The following is a 2,401-nucleotide window of genomic DNA, read 5'->3' as shown; positions in this document are numbered from 1 at the left end:
TCCCGAGCACCCCAATTCGTTCGACACGCCGGCTGGACGGGCGGCCCCGCGCCAAGCCTTCTCCGGGCGGAAATCCGTGCACGTGCGCGCGCAAAGCCAATTCAATTCGGGATTGCGCGCGCCCACTATGGCTCAGGGCCGAGCGCGGGATCAACATTGCCGTTCAACTGCTTCGCCGCCGCAGTTGTACGCCCCTGAGCAGCGCAAAAGGCGCGCGCCGAGAAAGGCCCTGACACGGAAAGGGAAAAGAATGTGCGGCGCAGACATAGCGGAGATGTCAGCGCCGCCGCATATCAATCGCGCCGGCAGCCGCCCTCCGGCCTGCCGGGGTTCTGGTCGCCGGCACGGTACGACGACCTCAGCGGCGGCCGACGCTCACCGCGGCCGCCGTCATACAGCCGGCTGCGCCGACTCCAACTCCGCCAGGCTCTCTTGCAGTGGGGCCGGTGCATCGGCCGGCAGAGCCATCGGTACTGGTGCGCTGGGCAGCCCGAGCCAGTCCAGGGCGTGTTCGATATCGGTCGTGACGCGGATGGCGGAGCGTTCGTCCTGCGTGAGAAAGCCCTCGGCGACCACGTGATCGAGCATGGCGTTCAGCGGGTCGAAAAAGCCTCCTTGATTGAGGAGGACGATGGGTTTCTCATGGATGCGAAGCTGGTTCCAGGTGGCGACCTCCATCAACTCGTCCAACGTGCCGAGCCCGCCGGGAAGAACCGCGAACCCCATGGACAGCTCATACATGAGCGCTTTCCTCTCATGCATGGACCGGACCACGTAGATGTTGCCGCACGCGAGCTCCGGCTTCTCCCGCTCATACAGGTGGTGCGGAATCACACCTGTCACGGATCCGCCGGCCGTGGAGACGGCGCCGGCGACCGCCCCCATGATTCCGACGCCGGAGGCACCGTAGACCAGCCCCGCGCCTCGTCGCACCAATGCCTCGCCGAACTTCTCGGCTACCTGAAGGTATTTCGCTTGGACGCCCGCGCGAGCGCCGCAGAAGACGGCGATGGCTTTTCCCTGAGGGGGGCTGCTCGACATACTTTTCTCCAAAACGAGTCTGATGAGTCCCTGTAGTCCCGTCAGCGGGCCGGTCCAAAGTCTGGAGATCAGAATGTCCCGCCGTATCTTTCGTCATAGGTGAGCACGGACTGCAAGAGCACGTTCGCGCCCGCTATCAGATCGTCCTCGGCGCTGCACTCCTCCGGTGTATGGCTGACACCGCCCTTACTGGGCACGAAGATCATGCCTATCGGCGCTATGCGCCCGATGACCTGCGCGTCGTGGCCGGCGCCGCTGGGAAGGGACAAGTGGCTCAGGTCCAGGCTCTCGCTCGCCTCCACGATGACGTCTCGCAGACCCGGGTCGCAGGACACCGCGGTCACGCCGCGCTGGCTCTCCACTTCGATCGCCGTACCGGTTCTCATGGCGATTTCCAGGACTTCGCCCCGGAGACGTGAGATCGCCTGCCGCATGGCCACGTCGGATACGTCTCGCAGGTCCGCCTGCATCGTGACGGCCCCAGGTACGACATTCCAGGCGTTCGGGGCCAACGAGAGCGAGCCGACGGTGGCGACCCGCACCGGCCCGTCCGGGTAGGCGAGGTCACGCACCGCGAGTATCACTTGCGCCGCTGCCACGAGTGCGTCCTGGCGTAGCTCCATCGGCGTGGTCCCGGCGTGCGAGGCCTTCCCGCGTACCGAGATGTCGAGGGTTGACCGGCCCGTGATGGCCTCCACCACCCCGATCGCGACGTTCCGGCTCTCGAGCACCGGCCCTTGTTCGATATGCAGCTCGAGATAGGCCGCCACCCTGTCCGCGCTCCACCCGGCCCGGTCGATCTGACCGGCGTCGCCGCCCATCTCGAAGAGCAGATCTGCCACGGGTCTGCCGCGATCGTCCACCGCGGCCAGATCAGCGTCGTCGAGGGCCCCTACCAACGCGTGCGCCCCCCACATGCCGCGGGTGCCGAACGCGCCTTCCTCGTTGTTGAAGGCCACGATGGCCAGGGGGTGGGACATCGGGGTGTCGTGATCGTTGAGCGCGCGGGCGACTTCTATGGCTGCCAGGACTCCGTACGCACCGTCCAGGGTGCCCCCGTTGGGCACCGTGTCGATATGAGACCCGAGCATGAGAGCAGGTAGGTCCTGACGCTCCCCTGGCCTGTATCCGATGATGTTCGCCGCGCTGTCGATGCGGGTCTCAAGCCCTGCTTCGATCATGAGGTCGCGAACCAGCTCTCGCCCACGGGCGTCCTCCGCGGTGAAGGCGAGCCTGGTGACGCCGCCATCGGCCGTGGCGCCTATCTTGGCGAGGCTTTGTATGTTGGCCAGTAATCGATCGCCGGCGACCCGCATGGCCCGGCCGGAACGCGTCGTCACTCTGTCTCTCATAATTACCC

At 66.1% G+C, this 2,401-nt stretch carries 2 protein-coding genes; both read right to left on the bottom strand.

Features of this window, described 5'->3' with window-relative positions:
* Positions 1-390 precede the first annotated feature (390 nt).
* Positions 391-1,041: a TIGR00730 family Rossman fold protein gene (locus ABZS69_RS16800; RefSeq protein ID WP_355372499.1), complete on the bottom strand. Its 651-nt coding sequence runs from the start codon at positions 1,039-1,041 to the stop codon at positions 391-393.
* A gap of 68 nt (positions 1,042-1,109) precedes the next feature.
* Complete coding sequence (locus tag ABZS69_RS16795; protein ID WP_355372496.1) at positions 1,110-2,381, bottom strand: Zn-dependent hydrolase; 1,272 nt, start codon at positions 2,379-2,381, stop codon at positions 1,110-1,112.
* Positions 2,382-2,401 lie beyond the last annotated feature (20 nt).

This window comes from Nonomuraea sp. NPDC005650, from assembly GCF_040605375.1.
Lineage (GTDB): Bacteria > Actinomycetota > Actinomycetes > Streptosporangiales > Streptosporangiaceae > Nonomuraea.
Note: the sequence above shows the minus strand (reverse complement) of the source record. Positions and strands in the feature narration are given on the sequence as shown.

Excerpts from the sequence above, each read along its gene's own strand:
- ABZS69_RS16800 (WP_355372499.1), bottom strand. The coding sequence starts at position 1,041 with ATGTCGAGCAGCCCCCCTCAGGGAAAAGCCATCGCCGTCTTCTGCGGC.